Origin of the sequence: Streptomyces sp. Tu6071 (assembly GCF_000213055.1) — a bacterium.
GTDB lineage: Bacteria > Actinomycetota > Actinomycetes > Streptomycetales > Streptomycetaceae > Streptomyces > Streptomyces evansiae.
In genome coordinates this window covers 5,716,104-5,739,821 of sequence record NZ_CM001165.1, presented here as the reverse complement: position 1 = coordinate 5,739,821, position 23,718 = coordinate 5,716,104, and the positions used below count along the sequence as shown (strand labels likewise).

The following is a 23,718-nucleotide window of genomic DNA, read 5'->3' as shown; positions in this document are numbered from 1 at the left end:
CACACGTACCGGCTTAGTAGGGCGGGGGCGGAAGAACCAGAGGGACAAAAGCGACATTTCACCATGACTCCTAGCGGACGTCGTACACCCGCTCTTTGCCGCCCGTACCGCCCCCGGGCTACAACGGGAGACGTCGCCGGGCGCAGTACCCACCCGCCACCGGAGCGAAACACCGCCACGCGGTCTCCCGCTCCGCGGTCCGCGCCCCGACTCCTCGTCCCCGACGTTAGGTCTCCTCCGTGCGCATGCCCTTCCCCGCCGCCGCCCTCCGTCTCGCCCTCGTCCCCAAGCAGGTCCTGACCGGTGCCGCTCTCGTCGGCAGTGCGGCCGGGATGGCCCTCACGGCCGCCCCCGCCTCGCACGCCGCCACCCCGGCCCCGCAGGCAGCGACGGTCATGAGCGCCGCGAAGAGCGCGAGCACGGCGAAGGCCGCCGACCCGGCCTCGGCGAAGGCGCTCGCGAAGAAGCTGCTGCCCGACGCCCGCCAGTTCGCCGCGTTCGACAAGATCGTGTCGCACGAGAGCGGCTGGAACCCCCGTGCCACCAACGCCTCCTCCGGCGCCTACGGCCTGGTCCAGGCCCTCCCGGGCAGCAAGATGGCCTCCGCCGGCGCCGACTGGCACGAGAACGCCGGGACGCAGGTCAAGTGGGGCATCCAGTACATGACCGAGCGCTACGGCAGCCCGGCCGCCGCGTGGGACTTCTGGCAGGCCCACCACTGGTACTGAGCCGCACCGGCCACCGCACGACACGAAGCCGCCGCCACCCGCTCCGGGTGGCGGCGGCTTCCGTCGTGCCGTCCGCCCGTCCCGGGTGAGGAGGGTTCGTCCTGCCGCCGCCCGCGAGGGCGCGCCGCCCCCGCCCTCCCCCGACGCCGATCCCGCCCGCTACGCCGACGCCGCCCCCGGCACCGACGCCTCGATCCCCGCCAGGACCAGATCGACGCCCGCGAGGAACTGCTGGCGGTCGTCGTGATCGCGGAGCTGGCCGGCGACGGCGCGCGTGAAGGCGTACTCCTCCGGGTCCAGGGCCTCCCAGGCGCGCGAGGCGGCCTCCAGGAACTCGGTACGCGTCTCGCCCTCCGGGAGGTCCGCGGCCATGTCGGTGTTCGCCGCGTTCTGCCCCGCGACACCGAAGACGTAGTGCATGAGCGCGGACGTGGCCGTGAACCAGCCGCTCTCGGGCACTCCGAGCGCCCGCACCTGCCGCCCCAGCGCCTCGAAGACGCGCGGCGCCACGGAGCCCCACGGCCGGCGCGCGAACTGCTCCGCGAGCTGGGCCGCGAGCCAGGGGTGCGCCTCGGTCGCCTCGTAGAGGCCGAGGGCCACCGAGCGGATGGCCTCGCGCGGGGAGTCGCCCGCGCCGGGCTCCACGGACACCGCGTCCGCGACGACCGCGTCCGTCGCCGCGGCGAGCAGCTCGTCCTTGTTCGCCACGTGCCAGTAGATCGCCCCGGGGCCCGTCGCCAGCCGCTCCGTCAGGGCCCGGAAGGTGAGTTTCCGCGCGCCTGCCGTGTCGAGCAGTTCGACGGCGGTCCGGACGATGCGTTCGCGCGAGAGCGGCTCGGCGCGCGCGGTCCTTTTCGTCATGGCCCCCATCCTGGCACACACCCCTGGAACACGGTTCCAGCTTGACAATCCTGGAATGATGTTCCACGGTGGTGATGGAACACCATTCCAGATGCCCTTCCGGACGGCACTCCGGACGACAGCGAAGGAGCCCGCCATGAGCACGCACACGCACGTCACGATCATCGGCGCGGGACTCGGCGGACTCACGCTCGCCCGCGTCCTGCACGTCCACGGCATCCCGTCCACGGTCTACGAGGCGGAGTCCTCGCCGACGTCCCGCGGGCAGGGCGGGATGCTCGACATCCACGAGAGCAACGGGCAGGCCGCCCTCGCCGCCGCCGGGCTCACGGAGGAGTTCCGCGCGATCATCCTGGCGGGCCACGAGGCTTCCCGCGCGCTCACCCCGCAGGGGTCCGTCCTCCTGGAGGAGGAGGACGACGGCACGGGCGGCCGTCCCGAGGTGCAGCGCGGGGAACTGCGGCAGATCCTGCTGGACTCGCTGCCGGAGGGCACGGTGCGCTGGGACCACAAGGTCACCGGGGTGCGCGCGCTCGGCGGCGGTCGCCACGAGGTGAGCTTCGCGAACGGCACGACGGCCGGGACCGGGCTGCTCGTCGGCGCGGACGGCGCCTGGTCGCGGGTGCGCCCGCTCCTGTCGGACGCGAAGCCCGTGTACACCGGCACGTCCTTCGTCGAGACGTACCTGTACGAGGCCGACACGCGCCACCCCGAGGCGGCGAAGGCGGTCGGCGCCGGGGGGATGTTCGTCCTCGTGCCCGGCAAGGGCATCCAGGGCCACCGCGAGGCGAGCGGCAGGCTCCACACGTACGTCGCGCTGCGGCGGCCCCTGGAGTGGTTCGAGGCGCTCGGCTTCGACGACCCGGAGTCCGTCAAGGCCGGACTGCTCAAGGAGTTCGAGGGCTGGGCGCCCGAGCTGACCGCCCTCATCACGGACGGCGAGACGGACCCGGTCCTCCGCCCTCTGTACACGCTGCCCGCCGACCACCGCTGGGAGCGGGTGCCGGGCGTCACGCTGATCGGTGACGCCGCGCACCTCATGATCCCCTCGGGCGAGGGCGCCAACCTGGCGATGTTCGACGGTGCCGAGCTGGGCAGGGCGCTCGCCGCCCACCCGGACGACACGGAGGCCGCGCTCGCCGCGTACGAGCGCGACGTCTTCCCGCGCAGCCACGAGGAGGCCGGGCAGGCGAGCATCATGAACGAGCTGATGTTCGGCCCCGACGCCCCGGACCGGTTCCTGCGCCTGATCACGGGCCAGGACTGGGAGTCCTGAGCGGGGCCGGGCGTGCTCAGCCGGTCGGCTCGCCGCCGACCGGCAGCAGCCCGCGCTCGCCGAAGACCTTCTTCGCGACGAAGGTCGCGTTGAGGGCCTTCGGCATTCCGCAGTAGACGGCGGCGTGGAGCAGGGCCTCGGTGATCTCCTCGGGGCTGAGCCCGGTGTTGAGCGCGGCGTTGATGTGGACGTCGAGCTGGGGCTCGCAGCCGCCGAGCGCGGTGAGGATGCCGAGGGTGACGAGCTGGCGGTCGCGCGGGACGAGGCCGGGGCGGTCGTAGATCTCGCCGAAGGCCCAGCCGACGACCTGCCGTCCCAGCTCGGGGCTCACGTCGGCGAGCGACGCGACGACCTTCTCGCCGCCGGTGCCGTCCACGCTCTTCAGCACGTCGAGTCCCCGCGCGTGCCGCTCCTCGGGGGTCTTCCAGGCCGCGTGCTCCGCCATGGTGGGTGGTCCTCTCCTCGTCCGGTGGGCCGTCGCCGAGGACGTTAGGGGTTCGAGCACACTCCAAGGCAAGCGGTGGAGCGCTGAAGCGGGCCTCAGAGCCGTTCGAGGACCGTCGCCGCGCTCCGGGCGCCGTCGCCGACCGTGGTGGCGAGGGCGAAGGTGTGGTCCCCGGTCTGCGTCTCGGCTCCGCAGACCACCTGCGCCACCTCCGCCGCGCCGGTCCCGGCCCGGTCCGGCAGCGCCCCGTGCACGAGCCCGAGCCGCCGCGCCGGATGCACGGCGGCGAGCACCCCGCCGTACAGGCCGACGGGAGTCCGCACGGCCCCGACGATGACGGCGTCCTGGTGCATGGGAGGGAGTCTGCGGGAGCGGGGCCCTTTTTTAACCCTCCTGCGAGGGCTTCCTCAGGAAGTCCCTCCGGCGACCGAGGAGCGGGGGCGTGCGGGCGGAGCCCCCGCGTCGGGCCCGCCCGGCCCGGAGGGCTCGGCGGCCATGCCCACGGTCCTGGTCCGCCCCCTCGGCCCCGCCAGGGCGTACGTGATCCCGAACCCGAGCCCGACCACCGTGGCCCCGCCGACCGCGTCCAGGACCCAGTGGTTCCCGGTCGCCACGATCGCCGAGACCGTGAACAGCGGGTGCAGCAGCCCCAGCGCCTTCATCCACCACTTCGGCGCCAGGATCGCGATCACGAGCCCGCACCACAGCGACCACCCGAAGTGCAGCGAGGGCATCGCGGCGTACTGGTTGGTGACGGCCGTCAGGCTGCCGTAGTCCGGCTTGCTGAAGTCCTGCACGCCGTGGACGGTGTCGATGAAGCCGAGCGTCGGCATGAGGCGCGGCGGGGCGAGCGGGAAGAGCCAGAAGCCGAGGAGCGCGAGGAGCGTCGCGAAGCCGAGCGCGCTGCGCGCCCACCGGTACTCGGCGGGCCGCCGGATGAAGAGGATCGCGAGGACGGCGAGCGGGACGACGAAGTGGAAGGACTCGTAGTAGAAGTTGAAGAAGTCCTCCAGCCAGGAGACCTTCACGACGGCGTGGTTGGCCCAGTGCTCGATGTCGATGTGGAGGAACTTCTCGATGCTGTGGACGATGTCGCCGTGGTCCTCGGCCGTGGCCCGGCCGCCGCGCGCGGCCTTGCGGACCTCGGAGTAGGCGGCGTAGCCGACGCGGATGAGGAGCAGTTCGAGGAGCAGGTTGGGACGCCGGGCGACCCAGCGCCACACGGGGAGCAGCGGCACCCAGGACCAGCGCGCGGGGCGGCGCGGCAGATGGACGGTGGGGACGGGGTGCTCGTAGGCGGGCGCGGAGGTGCTGAGGAAGGGCACGACGCAGGCCGCGGCGAGCGCGGCGATGAGGATGATGTTCTGCGTGATCGGGTCGAGGCTCGCCATGTTCGGCAGCAGGACCTTGGGGGTGAGCGAGAGCGCGAGCACGACGGCGATCGGCCACACGTACCGGTCGGCCGCCTTCGTGCCGACGCGGCCGACGACGGTGAGCAGGACCCACAGCATCTGGTGCTGCCAGCTCGTCGGCGAGATCGCGACGGCGACGCAGCCGGTGATCGCGACGGCGAGGAGCGGCTGCCCGTCCGCCGCGTACCGCACCGCGCGGCGCAGCCCGGCGTAGACGACGAGGAGCGCGAGCACCGCGTAGAGGGCCAGCTCTGCCGGGCCGTGCAGGCCGAAGCGCAGGAGCGCGCCGTGCAGCGACTGGTTGGCGAGTTCGTCGCTGGAGCCGAGACCGGCGCCCGCGATGTGGTGCACCCAGTAGGTCCACGAGTCGTGCGGCTGGGCGATCCAGGCGAGGGCGGTGCCGGCGAGGAAGGTGCCGAGCGTGGAGAGACCCGCGCGGCGGCGGCCCGTGAGCCACAGGAGCGGCGCGAAGAGCAGCATCGTCGGCTGGAAGGCCGCCGCGAGGCCGATGAGGATTCCCGCGGGGACGTCCTTGCGCACGGCGAAGCAGCCGAGGACGACGAGGAGGACGGGGAGGATGCTCAGCTGCCCGGTGTGGAAGGCGTTGCGCACCGGGAGCGAGACGAGGAAGAGGCAGATCGCGACGGGCGCGACGAGCAGCGGTACGAGGCGGGAGTGCGAGCGGGGCCGGGGCACGGCGCGCGCGACGACGAGGCCGAGCACGACGACGAGCAGGAGGCTGGCCACCGTCCACAGCACGCCGAGGGTGTCCTGCGCCGCCTCGCGCAGCGGCTTGAGGACGAGCCCGCCGAAGGGGGTCCCGGTGAAGCGCCCGGTGTCGTAGAGGGAACCGGAGACGTGGAGCACCCCCTGCGGGCCGACCCACGTCTCCAGGTCGGTCAGCCGGTCCCCGGGGGGCAGCCGCAGGACGGCCGTGAGCTGCCGTGCCAGGAGCGCCGCGGCGGCGGCCCACAGCACGACGCAGAGGACCCGCATCCGGGCCCTGACACCCTCGGGCCCGCCGGGACCGAACATCCCGTCCGTCCCGCTCCGCTCCGCATTCGCCACGTCGTGTGGCCTCCCGCCCCGCTCGTCGTTGTCCGGCACGTCCCGGCCCTCGGTGGCGCGCTCCGTGCTCCCAGAGGCTCGTGCCGCCCGTGTGCGTAGACGCAGCCGAGCCCCTGTTCGCCTCATAGCCTCTTCTCTTTCACCTTGCCGTTGGCCACGTTTTGACCGGCTTTTGGCCGAAAACAGAGGATCTGGACAAGGTTGTTCGCCACCGAGGAAGCGGACGCCTCCCGAATTCTCGCGGAACGGCGCGGAACGCTCCCACTTGCCCCGCTCGGGGCGGGGAAAGCGTAGCCGTCGGCCCGCGGCCGGTTTCCGCCGCACCTTCCCGGCAACAGGGTGGTCACCCTACGTGACATCGACAAAGGCAGGGTCCCCCGAACGGCCCGGTGATAAGTTCCCTTGGGGAACTCACCCGGAGGGCTTCCGCACCGGGAGCCCGGCTTCGTACCGAAAGGCCGCACCGTGCCCGACCCCGCCCAGACCTGGAACGACGTCGACACCTACTTCACCGATCTGCTCGCCCCCGCCGAGGACGTCTTCGCCGAGGCGCTCGCCGCGAGCGACGCGGCCGGGCTGCCGCCCATCGCCGTCGCGCCCAACCAGGGCAAACTGCTGCGTCTCCTCGCCGAGACGCAGGGCGCCCGCCGCGTCCTGGAGATCGGCACGCTCGGCGGCTACAGCACGCTGTGGCTCGCGGGCGCCCTCCCGGCGGACGGGAAGCTCGTGACGCTGGAGTACGAGCCGAGGCACGCCGAGGTGGCGCGCGCCAACCTCGACCGCGCCGGGTACGCCGAGACGGTCGAGATCCGCGTCGGCGCCGCGCTCGACAGCCTCGCGGCGCTCGCCGAGGAGAAGCCGGAGCCCTTCGACTTCGTCTTCATCGACGCCGACAAGGTCAACAACCCCGGCTACGTCACGTGGGCGCTGGCCCTGACCCGGCCGGGCAGCCTCATCGTGATCGACAACGTCGTGCGCGGCGGGGCGGTGACGGACCCGCGGAGCACGGACCCGAGCGTCGTCGGCACCCGCGAGGCACTCGACCTCGTCGCCCGCGAGCCGCGCCTGAGCGCGACGGCGGTGCAGACGGTGGGCAGCAAGGGGTACGACGGCTTCGCGCTGGCCCGCGTCGTCGCCTGAACGCCCGGGGGACAATGGACGCGTACGCACGGGGGACGACGGCGGACGGAGGCCACGGCATGACCCGGCGGAAACCCCCTGGCCTGGACTTCGAGTCCTGGATCGACCGGCAGATCAGGGAGGCCGAGGAACGCGGCGAGTTCCGGGCGCTGGCCGGGAGGCCGCTCCCCGACGAGGGCCCGCACCACGACGAGCTGTGGTGGATCAAGGGGAAGATGGCCCGCGAAGGGCTCTCCCACCTGCCGCCGTCGCTCGCCCTGCGCAAGGAGGCCGAGGACACCCTCGCCGCCGCGCGCGAGGCACCGAGCGAGGCGCGGGCGCGACGCCTGGTCACGGAGCTGAACGAGAAGATCCGCGAGGCCCTGCGCGGCCCGCTCGAAGGCCCGCCGCTGCGGCTGCGCCCGTACGACGTGGAGGAGATCGCGGCGCAGTGGCGCGGGGCGAGGGGGGCTGAGGGCGGGAGCGGGTGACGGGGCGGCGCGTACGGGGCGTTCGCACGGAGGCCGCACGTAGCGGGGGCGGTCGTACGGAGGCCCCGGGTGGCGGGGGGGCGGTCGGACGGAGGCCGCGCGGACGGAGGCGGATTCGCTCGGACGGGGGACGTGCCGCGCGGACGAGGCGGGTCACCGGGGCCGGGGCCGAGCGCCGGGGCGGACGGGGGCTGAGCGGCCGGAAGCGCCGGGTTCGGAGTCCTCCGGTCCGGTCCGTGGCATGGGGAAGGGGCGGAGGACGGGGTCCCACCCGTCGTCCGCCCCTTCCGGCTCTCGCCACCCCGGTCCGCGTGGTCCGCGGGTGGTCCGTGCGGGGACCGTACGGCCCGTGTGGCCCGTGCGGTCCCGCCGCGCGTCACAGGTTCAGCAGGCGCTCCGTCGTCTCGCGGTACTCCTGGAGCGCGAGGCGCAGCCGCTCGGTGTCGGCCTCGGCGCCGTGGCCCGCCCGGGAGGCGGTCCGCTCGTCGCCGGGGACACGGTGACCGGCCTCGGTCTCGGCGCCGGTCGTGCCGCCGGGCTTCCGCACGGAGGCGGCGCCGGCGAGCCCGGCACGGTCGTCGGCCGTACCGTCGCGGTCGGCGTCGCGCGCCGACCCCGTACGGTCCCGGTCGCCGGTCAGGTCCGCACGGTCGCCGCCCAGGTCCGCACGGTCGCCGCCCAGGTCCGCACGGTCGCCGGTCAGGTCCGTACGGTCGTCGCGCAGGCCCGTACCGGCACCGCTCGGCGTACCGTCGCCGAACCCCTTGCCGTCACCGAACCCGGCGCCGTCGTCGTGCCGCGTGCCCTCGTCGTGCCGCGTGCGCTCCGTACCGCCCGCGCTCCGGGCGCTTCCCGTGGCTTCCTTGCCGTTCCACGCCGAGCGGAGTTCGCCGTGGCGGTGGACGAGGGCCTGGTGGAGCTGTTCGACCGTCTCGGCGAGAAGGCGGTCGGCCTTCTCGACGGCCTCGGCGGGCGAGTCCACGAACTCGCTGACGGCCTCGCGGAGTTTCGGTTCGAGGCGTTCCCGTGCGTCGGCGGGCAGGAAGCTCGTGGTGGCGTGGTCGCCGGTGCTGGTGCTGTCGGGCAGTGTCGCGGTCATCTCGGTCAGCTCCTCCGGGCCTGGTGGCCCTCGTGGGTCTCGGTGGCTTCGGGGGCGGGGGCGGAAGCCGGGGCCGTGCCCGGCGCCGGGGCCTGTGCCGTGCCGGCTGCGGGCGGTGTACCCGGTCCCTGCGCGCCTTCGTCCGCGCGCTCGGTGCGGTGGGCGCCGTGGTGTGCGGCGCCGCGACCCGTACGCGTCCCCGACGTGCCCGCGCCGATCAGCTCCTCGAAGAGGCCGCGCGCGGCGAGCAGTGCCTCGCGCAGTTCCTCGGTGCTCTCGTGACCGCCCTCGGCGGGGGTCAGCGCGGCGCGGAGCCTGCGGTAGCCGTCGACGTGGTGCGGGTGGTGGACGGAGAGCGAGTCGAGCCGGGCCGCGTGCCGGTCGGCGCCGGGGTGCCCGACCGCCGTCGCGGTCTCGGCGAGGAGCCGGTCCGCCTCGGCCGCGGCCTCGCGCGGCGCCTCGACGAAGCGCTCCTGGAGGGCGCTCCAGGAGGCGAGGAGGCGCGTGCGCTCCTCGGGAGCGGGGGTGTGCTCGTGCAGCGAGCCGTAGGTCTTGACGCGCTCCCTCAGCTCCTGCTCGGCGGCGCGCTTGTCACCGTCGTGGTGACGCACGGCCCGGTCGTACTCGGGGCCGAAGCGCCGCGGCAGCGAGCCGCCGCCCGGGGCGCCTGCCCCGCGCCGTACGAGGAGGAACGCGACGGCGGCGAGGACGACGACCACCACCACGATCAACACGATTGTCAAGGCGGGTGACATGCTTGCCCTCCGTGGGAATGAGTCCGGCGGAACCCGCGTCCCTGTCCCGGACCCGGGGTGTTGCGTTCAGCACTCCGGGTTGCCGCGAAAGGCGCGTCAAAACCGTTGGCCCGCGACCGGTACGGCGGGTGAGGATCGCGGGATGGACGCACGCTGGGCGATCGCCCCCGAACCGCACGACTCGCCGACCGCTTCGGACCTGTGGCGCGCGTACTACACGGAGGTCTCGGACCGCTGGTACCGGCTGCGCGAGGGGCGCGACACGGACCGGGACGAACTGGCCCGCGCGCTCGCCGCCTCCGACCACTCCCCGCTCGCCCCGCCGCACGGGCTGCTGCTCGTGGGCCGGTACGGGGGCGAGGCGGCCGGTTGCGTGGGGCTGAGGGCGAGCCGCCTCGGCCCGGACGCCCTGGAGCTGACCCGGATGTACGTGCGCCCCGCCTTCCGCGGCCTGGGCGGCGGCGGGCTGCTGCTGCGCGCGGCGGAGGTGGCGGCGCGGGAGCGCGGGGCGCGGCGCCTGGACCTGGACACGCGACACGACCTCGTGGAGGCGCGGGGCCTGTACGCGCGGCACGGGTGGCGGGAGACGGGGCCGCTGTGGGAGGACGTGTACGCGGAGCGGTGGTTCAGGAAGGAGCTGGGCGCGGCGGAGGGGCCGGGGGCGGAAGAGGTGCCGGGGGCAGCCGCCTGAGGGGCCCGGTCTCCCTGGGGCGGGCGGGGGTGACGGGTTGCCAGGTCTCGCCCGGTCGCACAGGTGCTCAGGGGGTCTCGGCATAATCGCGGGGATCGCTCAGGGGGCCGGGAGGGGACTGCGGTGGACGCACAGGGACACGGGCAGGAACGCGGGCAGGGGAAGAGACAGGCGCGGGAGCACGGACAGGAGCCCTGTCCGGAGTGCGGAAGACCGCGCGAGGGCGGGGAGCCGTGCGGGTGCGGGGCGGACGGCGAGGAGTTCAGCCCCTTGCGGGTGCGGCCGTACGTGACGGTCGGCGAGGACGAGGCCGACGGGGCGGAGCCGGTGCCCACGACGTACGGCGGTGCGCTCCCCGAGGCGACGATGCGGCTGCCGCGCGTCCCCGGGCCCGGCGCACCGGCGACGGGCGAGCCGGTCGGGGAGGAGCGGGGCGGCGGGCAGCGCAAGGCCGTGTACGTGGCCTCGGGGGCGGCCGTGGTGGTGGCGGGCGCCGTCGCGGCGCTCCTCGCGGGCGGCGCGTTCTCCTCGGCTCCGAGTACGCCGGGGGCGGCGCCGGGCGTCGCGGCGGCGGCCGAGCCGAGCGCGGTACGCACGGGCGGGACGGAAGCGTCCCCGAGCGCGTCGGCGTCCCTCTCCCCCGCGGCCGGGGCGTCCCCCTCGTCGTCCTCGTCCGCCGCCTCGTCGCCCAGCGCCTCCGCGTCCGGCACGACGCCGAGCCCCGGGGCCTCGGCGTCCGGGTCCCCGGCGGTGACCGCGAGCGGTGCGGTGTCGCCGCCCCCGACACGTACCGCCGTGCGAAAGCCGCCCACGGGCGGGCCCTCCGAGCAGCGACCGCCCGAGGGAGTCACGCAGGCGGTACTGCGGCGGGGCGACAGCGGCCCGGAGGTCGCGAAGCTGGAGGAGCGGCTGCGGGCCGTCGGGATCTACCCGGGCCGCGACGACGGGCGCTTCGACCGCGGCCTCGAATACGCGCTGATGACGTACCAGGTGACGCGCGGGGCGTCGGACGAGCACGGGGTCTACGGGGCGGACACGCGGACGAAGCTGGAGGGGGAGACGCCGCAGTTGGGGTAGCGGGGCGGGGCGGACGCCGGGGGCTCCGATCCGGCTGGCCCGGGAGCGCGGGGACGCCGGAAGCGCGGGGGCGCCGGGAGTACGGGAGCGCCGCGAGGGCGGGAGCGCCGGGAGTGCGAGTGGACTCCCGGATCACGGGCGCCGCTCCGGGAGGTCAGCCGAGCCGGACCCGTACCCCATCGGTCGTGCCCTCGATCCGTACCGCGCGCAGGTCGGTGACGTGGTGGTCCGGGGCGTACGCGGCGGCGCGGGGGCCGACGCCGAGGACCGTGGCCCCGGCGGCGCGTCCGGCGGCGATGCCCGCGGCGGAGTCCTCCAGGACGAGGCAGTCGGCGGGGTCCACGCCGAGCGCGGCGGCGCCCTTGAGGAAGCCCTCGGGGTCCGGCTTGCTCGCGCCGACGTCCTCGGCGGTGACCCGTACGGCGGGCATCGCGAGCCCGGCGGCCGTGAGGCGGGCCGTGGCGAGGGGGACGTCGGCGGAGGTGACGAGGGCGTGCGGGTGGGCCTTGAGCGCGGTGAGGAGCGCGGCGGCGCCGGGGATCTCGACGACGCCCTCGGTGTCGCCGGTCTCCTCGGCGAGCATCGCCGCGTTCTCGGCGAGGTTGATCCCGACGGGGCGTTCGGGGAGCAGCGCGGCCATCGTCGCGTATCCCTGCCGCCCGTGCGCGACGCGCAGGACCTGCTCAGGGTCGAGCCCGTGGCGCAGCGCCCAGGCGCGCCAGATGCGCTCGACGACGGCGTCGGAGTTGACGAGCGTGCCGTCCATGTCGATGAGCAGGGCCTTGACGTGCAACTCGGTACGCGGCATGTCACACCTCACGGGCGCGGGGAACACGGGCGGAGCACAAGAGTGGTCCCGCCCACAGGTCAGGGTGTGCGGGCGGAACCACTTTGTTCGGCCACGATACAAAACGGGGCGGGGAGGCGCCACACCACCCCCGCTCCCGTGTCCCGGCTCAGGCGACGGCCTCGACGAGGCTGAGCACACCGAGGACGAGCATCACGAGCACGGCGGCCTTCGTGACGAGCCCGAGCGGCACCTTTCTTATGAGCCCGCGCCCCCCGAGCACGACGAGCGCCCCGACCGCCCACAGCGCGGCCACGGCGCCGACCCCGACGGAGAGCGGCTGACCGGCGTAGCGGGCGGCGAGGTTGGCCGTCACGATCTGCGTGAGGTCGCCGAACTCGGCGGCGAGGATGAAGGAGAACCCCGCCCCCGCGACCGGCCAGAAGCTCTGCCCGCCGGGCTCGCGCGCCCTGGCGATCGCCTCCTCGTCGGGCGGCCTCTGGAGCAGCAGGAAGGCGGCTCCCGCGAGGAAGAGCACGCCCGTGAGCGCGCGCAGCAGCCGCGTGGGCAGCAGGGTCAGGACGCTGCCCGCCACGATGGCGAGGACGACGTGCAGCAGGAAGGCGGCGGCCATCCCGGCATAGACGTACGAGGCGCGGTACCGGGTGCCGAGCACGAGCCCGGCGAGCGCCGTCTTGTCCGGCAGCTCGGCGAGCACGACCACCCCGAAGGCCAGCGCGGCCACCCCGACATCGAACACGCTTCCCGCCTCCCGCGACACCTCCGCCCCCTACGGACCAGAGCGGGCCCACCCCGGCACCCGGCCCCGAAGGTACCGGGTTCCGGGGGGTGCGGGCCTACCGGCGACGGGCGTTGGGGCGGGGGTCCGCGACGACGGGGGTCGGGCTGCGGGCTGGTTTCGGCCAGGGGCGGTGGCGGTTGCGGGGCGGTCAGTGGCCAGAATGCCGCGCCGGCTCGTGCATGACGGGCAGTCGTGGCCGGTGGTCAACACGGATATCGTGACGGGCGGTCGTGGTGGGCGGCCACGACGGGGCGCCGCCGTTGAATCGTTCGCCCCGGCCCGCCCCTGTCCGTCAGTCCGTATCGGTCGCCGCCAGTACCGCGAGTCCGCGTCCGCCCGGGCGCACGGCGGCGAACCCGATGTCCCAGGCGACCTCGTGGAACCACTTCGTGGACCCGGCGAAGCCGTACCAGGCGCAGCCGCGCGTCACCTCCTCGACACGGGCGGGGTCAGCGTCCGACGGTGCCCCCACGAGCGCGGCGAGGGAGCGCCAGGCGGCGAGTCGCCCGTAGGCGCCGTGCTCCCCGCTGTTGTACGCGCCACCGTGCGCGGCGGCGGCGAAGAGAGCGCCCCACACCTGCTCGGGGGCGCAGCGGGTGAGCGCGAGCCGTCGGCGGGAGTTCGTCGTGCCGAGGGAACTGAGCCCCAGGCCGCGCAGGAGTTCGGGCAGGGTGTCCTCGGTGGCGGGTGCGGAGAGTTCCCAGCACCCGGTCTCGTACTCGCCGTTCGATTCCGCGCACCAGTTGAGCACCGCCGCGCCGGCGGCGGCGCGGAAGGCGTCGGTGGTCAGGTCCGTCGCGAGGGGCCGACGGCTGCCGGGCCGACCCGGGTCCACGGGGTCGCCGGGGCGCGGATCGGGCAGCGAACGAGAACCACCGCGGGGCGAGTTGGATGCCAGAACGGGGTGCTTCTCCACGAGGAGCAGCTCCAGCGGGAGCTGGTGGAGCGGATGGTGACTCCAGTGCGGGGAGTGAGCCCACCGGGCGAGCGCGGGGACCTCGTCCGGCGGCGTGCCGCGCAGGACCAACTCGTGCACGAGGCAGGCCCGCAGCTCTTCGGGGGTGTGCGCGCGAGAGCCCCCGGCGAAGATCGCGGCGAGCTCCGCCGCCGACTGGCCCTCGGCGAGGAGGGCGGCGGCGAGGCGGGAGTACCGGGCGCGAGGGGGCGGGGCGGTCGCAGTCGTCGTGGCACCGTCCGCCGTCGCGTTCGTCGCCGCGACGAGCCGTACCGCCCCCTCGACGTATTCCCGTCCCGGTGTGAGACAGAGCAGGCGCAAGAGGTAGCGGAAAACGTGCCGGTGCCGCCCCGCGCCGAGGCCGCTCCCGGCCAACGCCACTCCGAGGTCACCGAGGAACCGCGCATCGCCTGCGGCCACGGCGCGTTCGGCCATCTCGTCCACGTCGGCCACGCCCTCCCGGCCGGACAGCCCTCGCAGCGCCGCTCCCACTCGCTCATTCATGCGGGGAGCGTACGAAAAAGCGGCCTGGGACGGGACGCGCATTTTCGGCGGAGCGCCCGGGATCCCGTGCCGTGCCCCCGCAACCCCCTCCCGCACTCCCGCCCCGGTCCCCCACAACTCCCCCTCCCCGCACGCGGCATCCGCACGCCCGCGCACGACCGGCGAGCGTTCACCACTCTTGTCGTGACGTGCGCATGACGCCACGCTGTTACCTGGTGACCACCCCACGGAAACCACGGTCCGCCAGCCTGACGACGGACCCACCCCCCACTTCGAGGAGTCAACGTGCCCTCACACCAGGACAGTTCGTCCGTTCTCTACGCGCGTCACGACCGCTCCGCGCGCCGCCGCCCCCGCCGTGTCCTCGGCGCGCTCGGCGCCCTGACCGCCGCGCTCACCACCGCCTCCGTCCTCGCGGGGCCGCCCGCGCAGGCGGCCCCGCCCACCCCCATCGCCGCCTCCACGGCACGGAGTTACCTCTCCGAGCTGAGCGTCGCGACGCCCGGGTCGATGAGCGGTTACAGCCGCGACAAGTTCCCGCACTGGATCACGCAGTCCGGCAGTTGCGACACCCGCGAGGTCGTGCTGAAACGTGACGGCACGAACGTCGCGCAGAACTCCAGCTGCTCCGCGACCTCGGGCACCTGGAAGTCCCCGTACGACGGCGCCACCTGGACCGCCGCCTCGGACGTGGACATCGACCACGTCGTCCCGCTCGCCGAGGCGTGGCGCTCGGGCGCGAGCGCCTGGACGACCGCGCAGCGCCAGGCCCTCGCCAACGACCTGACCCGCCCCCAGCTCGTCGCCGTCACGGACAACGTCAACCAGTCGAAGGGTGACAAGGACCCCGCGACGTGGATGCCCCCGCTCGCCTCGTACGACTGCGTGTACGCGCGCATGTGGGTCCAGGTGAAGCACTACTACGACTTGGACGTCGACTCTGCGGAGAAGTCGGCCTTGCAGGGAGTGCTCAACGGCTGCTGAGCGCCGACGGCCGCGACCGGGCGCCCGCCCACCGCCCGGTCGCGGCCCCGTCCGCCCCTGGGAGACGCCCGCGGGACACGCCCTCGGCAGTCCCCCCGGGAACCGTTCCCGCCCCGCCCACCGTTCTCCGTAATGGTTCCGTTCGAGGGGCACGCGTCCCGTTCGAACGACCGGGTAGGCGCGGGACGCGGGGCAGGACGAGCGTGGAGGGCGGGCCGGGATGGCGAAGCTGGTGCTGGGGCCGGTGCTGCGGTACGTGGACGCGGGAGCGGCGACCGTGTGGGCCGAGACGGACGAGGCGTGCACGGTACGGGTGCGCGCGACGGCGCGGGAGGACGCGGAGGGCGGTACGGGAAGCACGTCGGCCCGCGCCGGGGCCCCGCCCGGCGGCTCCGCGTCCTTCGCCGGTGAGGCCGCCACCTTCCGCGTGGCCGGGCACCACTACGCCCTCGTCGTCCTCGACGGGCTCCCGCCCGGCAGCGCCCTGCCCTACGAGGTGACAATCGAGGCGGACTCCGGCGGCGGCGAGGCACGGGTGTGGCCCGAGGACCACTCCTCTTTCCCGCCCTCCGAGATCCGCACGCCCAGCGAGGACGCGGCGGCGCCGGTCCGGGTCTCCTTCGGCTCCTGCCGCTGGGCCGCGCCACCGGCCGAGGAGAAGGACCCGGTGGGCCCCGACGCGCTCGACACCCTCGCGCTGCGGCTCGCCGGGGAACCCGCGAGCGAGCGCCCCGGGCTGCTCGTCCTGCTCGGCGACCAGGTGTACGCGGACGAGGTCTCGCCCGCGACGCGGGAGTGGATGGGGCAGCGACGCGACCTGGACAGCCCGCCCGGGGCACAGGTCGCCGACTACGCCGAGTACACGCGGCTCTACGCCGAGTCCTGGGGCGATCCGGAGATCCGCTGGCTGCTCTCGACGGTCCCGAGCGTCATGATCTTCGACGACCACGACGTGATCGACGACTGGAACACGAGCGACAAGTGGCTCGCGGAGATGCGGGCGACCGACTGGTGGCGCGAACGGATTCTCAGCGGGCTGATGTCGTACTGGGTGCATCAGCACCTCGGCAACCTCTCCCCCGCCGCGCTCGCCGCCGACCCGCTCCTCGCCACGATCCGCTCGGCGCCCGACCGCGACGGCACCGAGGCGCTGCGCGCCTTCGCCGAGCGCGCGGACGCCGACCCCACCGCCGTGCGCTGGAGCTACCGGCGCGACCTCGGCCGCACCCGGCTCCTCATGATCGACTCACGGGCCGCGCGGGTCCTGGAGGAGGACCGGCGCGCGATGATCGACCCGGAGGAGGAGGACTGGCTGCGGGCGCAGGTGCGCGAGGACCCGGAGGCGTACGACCACCTCCTGCTCGGCACCTCGCTGCCCTGGCTCCTCCCGCACCTGATCCACGACCTGGAGAGCTGGGACTCGGCGCTGTGCGGCGGGGAGCGGGGCGCGCGCTGGGCGGGGCGCGGCGAGTACCTGCGGCGCGCGGCCGACCTGGAGCACTGGGCGGCCTTCCCGCGCTCCTTCGACGCGCTCGCGGACCTGATCGCGGAGCTGCGGGAGGGCCCGGACGCGCCCGCGACGATCAGCGTCCTGTCGGGCGATGTGCACCACGCGTACGTCGCCGAGGCCCGGTGGCCGCGCGGGGGCGGCGGGGGGTGGCCGCGCGCGGGCGAGGCGGTCCCCGGCAGCCCGGTGTACCAGCTCACGTGCTCCCCCGTGCACAACTCGGTACCGCTCGCGATGCGCTTCGGGTTCCGTTTCGGCTGGACGGGCGCGGGGCGCGCGCTGGGCCGCCTCTTCGCGCGGCACGGGCGCGTGCCACGGCCCGCCGTGCGCTGGCGGCGCGACGGCGGGCCGTGGTTCGGCAATCAGCTCATGACCCTCGACCTGCGCGGCCGGACGGCCGAGCTGACCTTGGAGAAGGCGGTGGTACGGGACGAACGCGCCGCCCTGCGGGAGGTGACGCGCACGAGGCTGGAGCGCGCGTGAGGCCGCGCGCGGCCGATCCCGTGCCCCCGGCTCCCGGCCCGCCGTCCGCCGGAGGTCTCACCAGCCCCGGAAGGGCACGGAGACACAGGCGGCCCGCCCTGCCGCGCCGGCCGCCTCGTGGAGGACGATCGACCGGGCCCCGCCGGGCCGGAAGCCCCAGGCATGGGTGGCGCTCGCGGTGCCGTCGCCGCGGGCGTCGGCGGTGAAGTCGAGCCGGACCTCGTTGCGGGCGTTGGCGTAGGCCGGGTCGGTCGAGGGCCGCACCGGGTCCTTCTCGTGCTGGTAGTGCTCGCCGGCGGCGGCCGGGTCGGCGCCGCAGACGCCGGTGTGCACGTGTGCCCCGTAGCGGTGGCCCGCCTTGAGGCCGGAGACCCGCAGCGTGACGCGGGTGCCGTCGCCGTCCGTGCGCTGCTCGACCCGGACGCCCGCGCCGGCCGGGACGAGCGCGGGCTTGTAGGTGAGCGCCTTCGCGAGGTCCGCGCCGGGCACGAGCGCCTTCGGCACGACGGCGAAGCGCGAGTCGAGAAGGAGCTGGTAGGTGCCGGTGGCCGGGTCACCCGTACCGGTGAGGCCCGTGCCGGGCGCGAGCGTGCCGGGCCGTCCGCCCGGCCGCTCCGCGAGCACGGCCGTGGACCCGGCGGGCGCGGGTTCCGCGAGCGGGGTCACGGGGTCCGTGTCGGCGGGCGCCGTCCCGGCCCGTACGCCCTGGACCGCGGGCCGCACCGTGGTGCCGGCGGCCGGGCGCGGCAGCGGGCGCAGCGCGGGCCGGGCCGGGGGCGCGGCCGGGCGCAGGTAGGAGGCGGGGAGCGGGCCGTGCGCGGGCGCGCCCACCGCCTCCCGGTCCACCGCGGGCCGCGGCGGCTCCGGCCTGGCTCCCGGCCCCGTCGGTACGGCGACTGCCTGGCCACTCGCCCCGGCCGCCGCCAGCACGGCCGCGGCGACGGCCCCGGCGACCCTTCCTGACACCATCTGCTGCTCCTCGCGCTCGGTCCCCGTTCGACTGCCTTCGGTGCCTTCACTCGTACGGGACGGGGCCGCCGGGCGCCGCTCGGATGGGGCACGTGGGTGAACGTGAGATGTCCTACAAGCGCACCCCCCGGCAAAGCTCCCGGTGATCAGTCCGCGTACGCTGTATGGCTGAGATCCGATCGCCCTTGCCGCCCCCCGTGCGACAGCGTGGCGCTGTCCATGACCGGGAGTTTTCGGTGTTCGAGAGCCTGGGGCCGCTGACCGGCAGCCCGTGGATGTACGCGGTCATCGCGCTCTCGGTCGCGCTCGATGTGTTCCTCCCCGTGCTGCCCAGCGGTGTGCTGGTCGTGACGGCGGCGACGGCCGCCGCGGCGACGGCCTCGGCGAGCCCGCACGTGAGCCAGATCCCGCACGTGGTGCTGCTCGCCGCCTGCGCGGCCGTCGCCTCCGTGCTCGGGGACCTGCTGGCCTTCCGGCTCGCGCTGCGGGGTGGTGCGCGCCTGGACCGGGCCATCGCCCGCTCCCGCAAGCTGAGCAGCGCGCAGGAGCGGCTCGGCTGGGCGCTCACGCGCGGCGGCGGGGCCCTCTTCGTCCTGGCCCGCTTCGCCCCCGCCGGGCGCTCGGTCGTCTCCCTCGTCGCGGGCGCGGCGCACCGCCGTACCCGCGACTTCCTGCCCTGGTCGGCGGTCGCGGGCGTCGCCTGGGCCGCGTACAGCGTGGCTCTCGGGTACTTCGGCGGCCAGTGGCTCGGCGCCAACTGGTTCGGTACGGCGATCTCGGTGGCGGCGCTCTTCGCCGCCGGTACGGGAGCGGCCTTCCTCATGCGCCGCCCGGCCCCACCGGCCCCGGTCCCGCACGCGGGACAGAACGCGCCGCAGAGCTGAGCGGCCGGGCCACCGCCGGAACAGGGCCGTTCCGGAGCTCTCCGCGGGCGGGCGCCCCGTAGCGACCGGCCGAGCTGAACGCGGCGCGGCCGGGCACACGCTCCGTATGCAGCGAACCGACGCACACCGCCCGGCCCCGCCGGTACGTCCCGCCGCGCCCCCCGCCGCCGCACGGTGGTACGGGACTCTGGCGCGGCCCGCGCTCGTCCTGCCCGTCCTCGTGCTGAGCGTGGCGGCGGTGGCGTGCGGCGGCTCGGGGGCAGCCCCGGGGGAGGCGCGCGGGATACCCGAGGGCGGGCGCCTCGTCGTCACGACGGAGGGCGGCGTCCGGATCGTCGGCACCGACACGGCGGACGTGCGCGTCGCGGGCGGGGCCGCGGCGCGCTGGAGCGCGGACGGGAAGGACCGCACCCTCGATCTTCCCTGCGCGGGGGCCGCGCGCGAGGACTGCGGGCGGATGCCGCTCGTACGCGTCCCGCGCGGGACCGCGGTGACGGTGGAGGCGCGGAACGCGGGCGTCGAGGTCACGGACGTGCGCGGCCCCCTGCGGCTCGGCACCGTCAACGGGGACGTGGTCGTGCGGGACTCGGGTGACGCCCACGGGCTCCAGCGGCTCGCGACCCGCAACGGCTCGGTACGGGCCACGGGGCTCGCGGCCCGGCGCGTGGAGGCCGGGACCGTCAACGGTGACGTCGACCTCCGTACGACCACCTCACCCGTACGGCTGAGCGGCACGACGCGCAACGGTTCGGTGCGCGTCACGCTCCCCGAGAACCCGCCGCCGTACGCGGTCCGGGCCACGACGGTCAACGGGCGCACCGTGAACGACCTGCCGGACGCCTCCGCGGCCTCGGACCACCGCCTCACGCTGCGCACGGTGAACGGCGACACGGAGGTCCACCCGGGCTGAGCCCGCGCCCGCTCAGCTCTGCCCCTTCACCTCCAGCCCCGCCATGAGCGCGGCCGTCGCCCGCGCCACCTCCGCGACCGCGCGTTCGAACACTTCCCGGTTGTGGGCGGCGGGGACGCGGAAGCCGGAGACCTTCCGGACGTACTGGAGCGCGGCCTCGTGGATCTCGTCGTCGGTCGCCCACTGGGGCTGGGCGGGTGGACGCAGGGTCTTGATGCTTCGGCACATGCCCCCAGCTTGCCGCCCCGCCCCGGGCCCCGCACCGGAATCCGGGGGAAGGCCGCGCCTCCGGCGTCCACTCCCCCCACATCCGTTCACACGTTCGAATGAATCCCCGCGCACCCCACCCCGTCCATTCGCTTCGAAAAATCGAACAGGCGTACCATTCGGAGCGTGGCAGAGACCCGAGACTTCCCCGACGACCTCCGCACCGGCCAGGAGGAACTGCACCAGGTGCGGGCGGAGCTGCGCGAGCTGCTGCGGCGGCTGCCCTGGTCCGTCGAACCGCACGACGGCTTCAGCGACGACAACGGATGGCGCCGCGTGGAGCGGCCCGCCTCTCCGGGCTGGGGCGCCGAGGACCAGGCGCTCGTCAGCAAGCTGCGCGCCCGCGAGTTCGAACTGACCGTCTTCGTGACCTCCCACCCCTACTGGGCCGAGGTCGCCCGGGAGCGCCGCATCGAGGCCCGCAGCCGCCTCAAGCACGCGACACCACCCCCCGCGCCGGCGACCGCCGCGCCGGAGAACCCCGCCCCGCGGCCCCCCACCGCACAGCCCTCCGCCGCACCGGAGGACTGACCCCCGCGCGGCCCCCCACACACCTCCCCAATCCCCACACCCCGACCGTTGAACCTTTCGCGCCCCACGCGCCCCGGCTTCCTCAACTCCCTTCCACAGCAGCGCTGTTCACCACTCGCCACCCCGAACTGGTGCAGATGAGGTGAGAGTCGCCCGTTGATGCGCTCAACCGTCCGACACGGCGAGTACTGACTGATACGATCATCGGACTTTCAGTAGGCTGACGACGCGTCATGCGCGTGCGGGGGACAGTCTCAAAGGCCCCATCGCCCAAGGGCACGGGACGGAAACGCCAGGCGGCTCCGCGCCACCCGCCACGACGCACGACCCCGCGCGGTGCCCCGGAGGACCCGTCCCCGTCCTCGCGCGGTGCGAGTTGAAGAGAGTCTCATGACTTCATTTTTCCGAGATCCGCTGCTGTGGTTCTCGCTGGTAGTGCTCGTGGTCGCGGTGCTCGCCGTGCTGCGGGCGCGAAGGACCAACCTCTCACTCAGGAAGGCGAAGGCCGAGTTGGAGGCGGGACTCGGCCGGGCCAGGGGTGACCTCGCGCACCTGGAGGCGAGAACCGCCGCACTGGCCGATCGGCACCACGACGAACTCGCGGACGTCCGCGCGGACGCCGAGTCCTCGACCAAGGCCGTTCTGAAATCGGCGATGGGCACACTCCAGTCCCTCGCCGAGGAACAGCAACTCCTGCTCGACGGACTGCTCCAGAAGTACGGCGACGACTCCGAGATGCTCGCCGACCTCATGTCGGTCGACCACACCGGCAGCCAGATCGGGCGCCGCGCCAAGGGCATCTCGGTGCTGTGCGGCGGCTGGCTCGGCCGCCGCCAGACCCCGGCGAACGTCTACGACGTCGCGCGCAGCGCCCAGGGCCGCATCAAGGGCTTCGGCCGGGTCAGCGTGCACGCCCAGGTCAGCGCCCAGGTCGTGAGCAAGGCGGTCGAACCGCTCGCCGTCGTGCTCGCCGAGCTGCTCGACAACGCGACGGCGTACAGCGCCCCCGGCACCCCGGTCGAGGTGAACATCCAGACCGTGCCCACCGGCATCTGCTTCATCGTCGACGACGCGGGCCTCGGCATGGACCAGGAGACCAAGGACCGGGCGGCGGCGCTGCTCTCGGCCCAGGAAACCGTCGACATCACCAAGCTCGGCGACCCGCCCCGCTTCGGCTTCGCGGTGTGCGGGATGCTCGCGACCCGCTACGGCTTCGCGGTCTCGGTCGGTTCGGTGTCCCCCTACGGAGGCGTGCGTGCCGTGATCCGCGTACCGGAAGAGCTTCTCAGCGCCGCGTCGGCGGCCCCCGCCGAGCCCCTCGCCCGGCCGGATGCGGAGCAGGCGGAGGAGGCCCCGCAGCGCCTCGCGCCCGTACCGGTCGGCCCCTCGCACATCGTGGGCCGCACCTCCGGCGGACTGCCCAAGCGCAGCCGCCGCCAGCGCGCCATCTCGGTCGTCCCCGAGCCCGCGGCGAGTGAGGCGACGGCACCGGGACAGTCCAGTGAAGTGACCGCTTCCCGCCTCGGCGCCTTCGCACGGGGCACCCAGCTCGGGCGGAGCACGACCTCCTTGGAAGGACCAGATCAGCCGTGAACACCGACCTGTCATGGGTGCTGAACGACGTGCTGGAAGTGCGCGGCGCACGCCACGCGATCCTTGTCTCGGGTGACGGGCTGCTGCTCCAGCGCTCCGACGAGATATCCCGCGACGACGCGGAGACCAACGCCGCCGCGATGAGTTCCATGCAGTCGCTGAGCCGCGCGGTCGCGCCCTTCGTCGGCGCGGGCAACGGATTCTGGAAGCAGACGCTGCTGGAGTACGACGGCGGCTGGATCTTCCTCATCGCCGCGGGCTCGGGCGCCTACCTCGCCGTGTCCGCCGCGGTCGACGTCGACATGGAGGCGGTGTCCTTCCGGATGCAGAAGACGGTGACGGCGCTCGCGAAGGCGATGAGCATCGCCCCGCGCACTGACAACGGTGTCGGCGTATGACGGCCCCCGACGAGGAGGCTTCCGTCACGAGCGACTTCGTCCGCTCGTACGTCATCACCGGAGGCAGGGAACTGCCCGCCCCCGAGGACCTCGCGCTGCACACCCTCGTGACGCTGGCGTCAGACCGCAGCATGCCGCTCGGCGCCAGCCCCGAGACCCGGGCGATCTGGGAGCTGTGCGGCGGCGGGTACCTCTCCGTCGCCGAGGTCTCGGGCCATCTCGGCCTGCCGGTCGGCGTCGTGCGGTTACTCCTCACCGACCTCGCGCGGCAGGGGCACCTCATGCGCCGAGCCGAACCGCCCCGGGCCCAGCACGTTGACAGAGAGACTCTGGAGAAGGTTCTCAATGGACTCCAATCCCTCATCGGCTGAGGTCGCACCGCGCTCCATCTACGTCCCCAGCGCGGTGACCAACGCCGCGAAGATCCTGGTGGTCGGGCACTTCGCCGTGGGCAAGACGACCCTCATCGGCTCGCTCTCGGAGATCACCCCGCTGCGCACCGAGGAGCGCATGACCCGCGCCTCGGTCGACGTGGACGACCTGCGCGGTACGGGCGACAAGAGCACGACGACCGTCGCGCTCGACTTCGGGCGGCTCACCCTGAGCGAGGACCTCGTCCTCTACCTCTTCGGCACGCCGGGCCAGCAGCGCTTCATGCAGCTGTGGGAGGACATGGCGCGCGGAGCGCTCGGCGCGCTGCTGCTCGTCGACCCCTCGCGCCTGGAGCAGACCTTCCCGGTCATCGACCTGATCGAGAGCTACGGCCTGGAGTACGCGGTCGCCGTCAACGCCTTCGACGCCGGCTCCTCCTACAGCACGGAGGAGGTGCGCGAGGCGCTCGACCTGCTCCCGGACACCCCGGTGGTCGTGTGCGACGCGCGCGACCAGCGCTCCTCGGCCCAGGCGCTCATCGCCCTCGTCCGCCACCTGCTCGAACACGCGGCCTGACCGCGTTCCCCGCCGTACGGGCCGGTCCTTCCCCTACGGCGGGGAACGCGGCGCCTTCGCGCGAGCGGGCCCCGCGCCCGCGAGCCGGGACGGCGCCCCCTCCGGTACGCGCACCGCCTCACCCCTTCCGCACCCTCGTCCACGCGGCCCTTCCCCCGGCCGCCCCCTCGCTCC

26 protein-coding genes are annotated in these 23,718 nt (G+C 74.4%); 15 read left to right on the top strand and 11 right to left on the bottom strand.

Annotated features, from left to right (window positions below; genetic code table 11):
- Positions 1–245: 245 nt before the first annotated feature.
- Positions 246–728 (top strand): transglycosylase SLT domain-containing protein, encoded by a 483-nt coding sequence (locus STTU_RS24205; RefSeq protein ID WP_007827709.1) that lies wholly within the window; start codon positions 246–248, stop codon positions 726–728.
- Positions 729–887: 159 nt separating this feature from the next.
- Here the strand turns inward: STTU_RS24205 and STTU_RS24200 are convergent, their stop codons facing one another.
- On the bottom strand, positions 888–1,598 hold the full coding sequence (locus STTU_RS24200) for a TetR/AcrR family transcriptional regulator (protein WP_007827707.1): 711 nt from the start codon (positions 1,596–1,598) through the stop codon (positions 888–890).
- A 127-nt stretch (positions 1,599–1,725) separates the two neighbouring features.
- Between STTU_RS24200 and STTU_RS24195 the strand changes: the two genes are divergently transcribed.
- Positions 1,726–2,865 carry an FAD-dependent oxidoreductase gene (locus tag STTU_RS24195; RefSeq protein WP_043256177.1) on the top strand — a complete coding sequence of 380 codons (1,140 nt, stop codon included), beginning with the start codon at positions 1,726–1,728 and terminating at the stop codon, positions 2,863–2,865.
- A 16-nt stretch (positions 2,866–2,881) separates the two neighbouring features.
- Here the strand turns inward: STTU_RS24195 and STTU_RS24190 are convergent, their stop codons facing one another.
- The 3 genes from STTU_RS24190 to STTU_RS24180 all read right to left on the bottom strand — a co-directional run bounded on the left by STTU_RS24190 (position 2,882) and on the right by STTU_RS24180 (position 5,757).
- Entirely contained in the window at positions 2,882–3,310 is a 429-nt protein-coding gene (locus tag STTU_RS24190) for a carboxymuconolactone decarboxylase family protein (RefSeq protein ID WP_007827700.1), read from the bottom strand.
- A gap of 95 nt (positions 3,311–3,405) precedes the next feature.
- Positions 3,406–3,663 carry a hypothetical protein gene (locus STTU_RS24185; protein WP_007827698.1) on the bottom strand — a complete coding sequence of 86 codons (258 nt, stop codon included), beginning with the start codon at positions 3,661–3,663 and terminating at the stop codon, positions 3,406–3,408.
- A 54-nt stretch (positions 3,664–3,717) separates the two neighbouring features.
- Positions 3,718–5,757 carry a bifunctional glycosyltransferase 87/phosphatase PAP2 family protein gene (locus tag STTU_RS24180; RefSeq protein ID WP_043256175.1) on the bottom strand — a complete coding sequence of 680 codons (2,040 nt, stop codon included), beginning with the start codon at positions 5,755–5,757 and terminating at the stop codon, positions 3,718–3,720.
- A 498-nt stretch (positions 5,758–6,255) separates the two neighbouring features.
- Between STTU_RS24180 and STTU_RS24175 the strand changes: the two genes are divergently transcribed.
- Both STTU_RS24175 and STTU_RS24170 read left to right on the top strand, forming a co-directional pair.
- Positions 6,256–6,930 (top strand): O-methyltransferase, encoded by a 675-nt coding sequence (locus STTU_RS24175; protein ID WP_043256173.1) that lies wholly within the window; start codon positions 6,256–6,258, stop codon positions 6,928–6,930.
- Positions 6,931–6,989: 59 nt separating this feature from the next.
- Complete coding sequence (locus STTU_RS24170) at positions 6,990–7,400, top strand: DUF1992 domain-containing protein (protein WP_043257709.1); 411 nt, start codon at positions 6,990–6,992, stop codon at positions 7,398–7,400.
- Positions 7,401–7,776: 376 nt separating this feature from the next.
- Here STTU_RS24170 and STTU_RS24165 read toward each other — a convergent pair whose 3' ends face one another.
- Both STTU_RS24165 and STTU_RS24160 read right to left on the bottom strand, forming a co-directional pair.
- The gene (locus STTU_RS24165) at positions 7,777–8,499 is read right to left on the bottom strand and encodes a hypothetical protein (protein ID WP_007827685.1); all 723 of its coding nucleotides are present in this window, start codon (positions 8,497–8,499) and stop codon (positions 7,777–7,779) included.
- 5 nt (positions 8,500–8,504) lie between these two features.
- Entirely contained in the window at positions 8,505–9,254 is a 750-nt protein-coding gene (locus STTU_RS24160) for a hypothetical protein (protein ID WP_202532032.1), read from the bottom strand.
- Between the two features lie 142 nt (positions 9,255–9,396).
- Here STTU_RS24160 and STTU_RS24155 point away from each other — a divergent pair, with 142 nt between their 5' ends.
- Positions 9,397–9,945 (top strand): GNAT family N-acetyltransferase, encoded by a 549-nt coding sequence (locus STTU_RS24155; protein WP_007827681.1) that lies wholly within the window; start codon positions 9,397–9,399, stop codon positions 9,943–9,945.
- Positions 9,946–10,221: 276 nt separating this feature from the next.
- Positions 10,222–11,022, top strand: a complete 801-nt coding sequence (locus STTU_RS24150) for a peptidoglycan-binding protein (protein ID WP_234019415.1) — start codon at positions 10,222–10,224, stop codon at positions 11,020–11,022.
- Positions 11,023–11,176: 154 nt separating this feature from the next.
- Here the strand turns inward: STTU_RS24150 and STTU_RS24145 are convergent, their stop codons facing one another.
- The 3 genes from STTU_RS24145 to STTU_RS24135 all read right to left on the bottom strand — a co-directional run bounded on the left by STTU_RS24145 (position 11,177) and on the right by STTU_RS24135 (position 14,070).
- Positions 11,177–11,830: an HAD-IA family hydrolase gene (locus STTU_RS24145; RefSeq protein ID WP_007827677.1), complete on the bottom strand. Its 654-nt coding sequence runs from the start codon at positions 11,828–11,830 to the stop codon at positions 11,177–11,179.
- A 148-nt stretch (positions 11,831–11,978) separates the two neighbouring features.
- Positions 11,979–12,569, bottom strand: coding sequence for a TMEM165/GDT1 family protein (locus STTU_RS24140; RefSeq protein ID WP_007827675.1), 591 nt, complete (start codon positions 12,567–12,569; stop codon positions 11,979–11,981).
- A gap of 334 nt (positions 12,570–12,903) precedes the next feature.
- Positions 12,904–14,070 carry a DUF6183 family protein gene (locus STTU_RS24135; protein WP_007827673.1) on the bottom strand — a complete coding sequence of 389 codons (1,167 nt, stop codon included), beginning with the start codon at positions 14,068–14,070 and terminating at the stop codon, positions 12,904–12,906.
- Positions 14,071–14,451: 381 nt separating this feature from the next.
- Here STTU_RS24135 and STTU_RS24130 point away from each other — a divergent pair, with 381 nt between their 5' ends.
- Together STTU_RS24130 and STTU_RS24125 are read left to right on the top strand one after the other, a co-directional pair.
- Positions 14,452–15,054 carry an HNH endonuclease family protein gene (locus tag STTU_RS24130; protein ID WP_052862541.1) on the top strand — a complete coding sequence of 201 codons (603 nt, stop codon included), beginning with the start codon at positions 14,452–14,454 and terminating at the stop codon, positions 15,052–15,054.
- A 220-nt stretch (positions 15,055–15,274) separates the two neighbouring features.
- Positions 15,275–17,044, top strand: coding sequence for an alkaline phosphatase D family protein (locus STTU_RS24125; RefSeq protein WP_007827668.1), 1,770 nt, complete (start codon positions 15,275–15,277; stop codon positions 17,042–17,044).
- Between the two features lie 57 nt (positions 17,045–17,101).
- Here STTU_RS24125 and STTU_RS24120 read toward each other — a convergent pair whose 3' ends face one another.
- Positions 17,102–18,013: a superoxide dismutase family protein gene (locus STTU_RS24120; RefSeq protein ID WP_086021153.1), complete on the bottom strand. Its 912-nt coding sequence runs from the start codon at positions 18,011–18,013 to the stop codon at positions 17,102–17,104.
- A gap of 236 nt (positions 18,014–18,249) precedes the next feature.
- Between STTU_RS24120 and STTU_RS24115 the strand changes: the two genes are divergently transcribed.
- Both STTU_RS24115 and STTU_RS24110 read left to right on the top strand, forming a co-directional pair.
- Positions 18,250–18,897 carry a DedA family protein gene (locus tag STTU_RS24115; RefSeq protein ID WP_043256169.1) on the top strand — a complete coding sequence of 216 codons (648 nt, stop codon included), beginning with the start codon at positions 18,250–18,252 and terminating at the stop codon, positions 18,895–18,897.
- A 106-nt stretch (positions 18,898–19,003) separates the two neighbouring features.
- A complete protein-coding gene (locus tag STTU_RS24110) occupies positions 19,004–19,807 on the top strand; it encodes a DUF4097 family beta strand repeat-containing protein (protein ID WP_007827661.1) in 804 nt (267 codons plus the stop codon).
- A 12-nt stretch (positions 19,808–19,819) separates the two neighbouring features.
- Here the strand turns inward: STTU_RS24110 and STTU_RS24105 are convergent, their stop codons facing one another.
- Positions 19,820–20,035 (bottom strand): DUF2277 domain-containing protein, encoded by a 216-nt coding sequence (locus STTU_RS24105; RefSeq protein WP_007827660.1) that lies wholly within the window; start codon positions 20,033–20,035, stop codon positions 19,820–19,822.
- 165 nt (positions 20,036–20,200) lie between these two features.
- Between STTU_RS24105 and STTU_RS24100 the strand changes: the two genes are divergently transcribed.
- The 5 genes from STTU_RS24100 (at position 20,201) to STTU_RS24080 (ending at position 23,544) form a co-directional block, all read left to right on the top strand.
- Positions 20,201–20,605, top strand: coding sequence for a hypothetical protein (locus STTU_RS24100; protein ID WP_007827659.1), 405 nt, complete (start codon positions 20,201–20,203; stop codon positions 20,603–20,605).
- Positions 20,606–20,995: 390 nt separating this feature from the next.
- Positions 20,996–22,198 carry an ATP-binding protein gene (locus STTU_RS24095; protein ID WP_175417677.1) on the top strand — a complete coding sequence of 401 codons (1,203 nt, stop codon included), beginning with the start codon at positions 20,996–20,998 and terminating at the stop codon, positions 22,196–22,198.
- On the top strand, positions 22,195–22,596 hold the full coding sequence (locus STTU_RS24090; RefSeq protein ID WP_009064783.1) for a roadblock/LC7 domain-containing protein: 402 nt from the start codon (positions 22,195–22,197) through the stop codon (positions 22,594–22,596). The genes STTU_RS24095 and STTU_RS24090 overlap by 4 nt, the downstream gene beginning before the upstream one ends.
- Positions 22,593–22,967: a DUF742 domain-containing protein gene (locus tag STTU_RS24085; protein WP_043256166.1), complete on the top strand. Its 375-nt coding sequence runs from the start codon at positions 22,593–22,595 to the stop codon at positions 22,965–22,967. The genes STTU_RS24090 and STTU_RS24085 overlap by 4 nt, the downstream gene beginning before the upstream one ends.
- Positions 22,942–23,544 (top strand): GTP-binding protein, encoded by a 603-nt coding sequence (locus STTU_RS24080; RefSeq protein WP_009064787.1) that lies wholly within the window; start codon positions 22,942–22,944, stop codon positions 23,542–23,544. Before STTU_RS24085 ends, STTU_RS24080 begins: the two co-directional genes overlap by 26 nt.
- Positions 23,545–23,718: the final 174 nt, after the last annotated feature.

Excerpts from the sequence above, each read along its gene's own strand:
- STTU_RS24205 (WP_007827709.1), top strand. The coding sequence starts at position 246 with ATGCCCTTCCCCGCCGCCGCCCTCCGTCTCGCCCTCGTCCCCAAGCAG.
- STTU_RS24200 (WP_007827707.1), bottom strand. The coding sequence starts at position 1,598 with ATGGGGGCCATGACGAAAAGGACCGCGCGCGCCGAGCCGCTCTCGCGC.
- STTU_RS24195 (WP_043256177.1), top strand. The coding sequence starts at position 1,726 with ATGAGCACGCACACGCACGTCACGATCATCGGCGCGGGACTCGGCGGA.
- STTU_RS24190 (WP_007827700.1), bottom strand. The coding sequence starts at position 3,310 with ATGGCGGAGCACGCGGCCTGGAAGACCCCCGAGGAGCGGCACGCGCGG.
- STTU_RS24185 (WP_007827698.1), bottom strand. The coding sequence starts at position 3,663 with ATGCACCAGGACGCCGTCATCGTCGGGGCCGTGCGGACTCCCGTCGGC.
- STTU_RS24180 (WP_043256175.1), bottom strand. The coding sequence starts at position 5,757 with ATGTTCGGTCCCGGCGGGCCCGAGGGTGTCAGGGCCCGGATGCGGGTC.
- STTU_RS24170 (WP_043257709.1), top strand. The coding sequence starts at position 6,990 with ATGACCCGGCGGAAACCCCCTGGCCTGGACTTCGAGTCCTGGATCGAC.
- STTU_RS24165 (WP_007827685.1), bottom strand. The coding sequence starts at position 8,499 with ATGACCGCGACACTGCCCGACAGCACCAGCACCGGCGACCACGCCACC.
- STTU_RS24160 (WP_202532032.1), bottom strand. The coding sequence starts at position 9,254 with ATGTCACCCGCCTTGACAATCGTGTTGATCGTGGTGGTGGTCGTCGTC.
- STTU_RS24155 (WP_007827681.1), top strand. The coding sequence starts at position 9,397 with ATGGACGCACGCTGGGCGATCGCCCCCGAACCGCACGACTCGCCGACC.
- STTU_RS24145 (WP_007827677.1), bottom strand. The coding sequence starts at position 11,830 with ATGCCGCGTACCGAGTTGCACGTCAAGGCCCTGCTCATCGACATGGAC.
- STTU_RS24135 (WP_007827673.1), bottom strand. The coding sequence starts at position 14,070 with ATGAATGAGCGAGTGGGAGCGGCGCTGCGAGGGCTGTCCGGCCGGGAG.
- STTU_RS24125 (WP_007827668.1), top strand. The coding sequence starts at position 15,275 with ATGGCGAAGCTGGTGCTGGGGCCGGTGCTGCGGTACGTGGACGCGGGA.
- STTU_RS24120 (WP_086021153.1), bottom strand. The coding sequence starts at position 18,013 with ATGGTGTCAGGAAGGGTCGCCGGGGCCGTCGCCGCGGCCGTGCTGGCG.
- STTU_RS24110 (WP_007827661.1), top strand. The coding sequence starts at position 19,004 with ATGCAGCGAACCGACGCACACCGCCCGGCCCCGCCGGTACGTCCCGCC.
- STTU_RS24105 (WP_007827660.1), bottom strand. The coding sequence starts at position 20,035 with ATGTGCCGAAGCATCAAGACCCTGCGTCCACCCGCCCAGCCCCAGTGG.
- STTU_RS24095 (WP_175417677.1), top strand. The coding sequence starts at position 20,996 with ATGACTTCATTTTTCCGAGATCCGCTGCTGTGGTTCTCGCTGGTAGTG.
- STTU_RS24085 (WP_043256166.1), top strand. The coding sequence starts at position 22,593 with ATGACGGCCCCCGACGAGGAGGCTTCCGTCACGAGCGACTTCGTCCGC.
- STTU_RS24080 (WP_009064787.1), top strand. The coding sequence starts at position 22,942 with ATGGACTCCAATCCCTCATCGGCTGAGGTCGCACCGCGCTCCATCTAC.